Annotated in this window: 1 pseudogene; it reads left to right on the top strand. The window is 52.6% G+C overall.

What is annotated here, in order from left to right:
• A pseudogene (locus HMPREF2907_RS01235) lies at positions 1-515 on the top strand (hypothetical protein); the annotation flags it as partial.

Here is a 515-nt window from a genome sequence, read left to right as displayed (position 1 = left end):
AAATATGCCGAAGCCCTCAAGCGCGAAGTCGAAAAACGCGAAGGCAGAAAAATCAGCAGCCAAGAAGCGGCAATGAGAATCCGCAGGCAGATACTGCGCTGGGTGGACAAAGGTTCCCAAGACGGCTATACCGACCAAACGGTTATTTCCACAATCGGCATGAAAGGCGAAGACAAAGCCTTGGGTTATACTTGGGACTACCGCGACTACGGCGCAAGAAATCCGCAAGCCTACAATGATCCGAAACTGTTTGAGGAATACCGCCGACAGGACAAACCCGAATACCGCAATCTGACCTGGTTGCACAGCGGGACAAAAGACACCAAAATCAGGCATGAAGAGCGGAAAAACGAAGAGCTTGCGCTGAACGTTGCCGACGGGCTGACGAGCTTTGTCAACCCCAATCCGAGGATAAAAGCCCCGATTCTTGCAGGCATCCGTAATCTGGGAAACATCAAGCCGACCGTTACCGGCAGCGATCCCTTATTGGCGGGGGTCGGGAATATCCGTATTCC

Origin of the sequence: Neisseria sp. HMSC055H02 (genome assembly GCF_001813335.1) — a bacterium.
Lineage (GTDB): Bacteria > Pseudomonadota > Gammaproteobacteria > Burkholderiales > Neisseriaceae > Neisseria > Neisseria sicca_C.
Note: the sequence above shows the minus strand (reverse complement) of the source record. Positions and strands in the feature narration are given on the sequence as shown.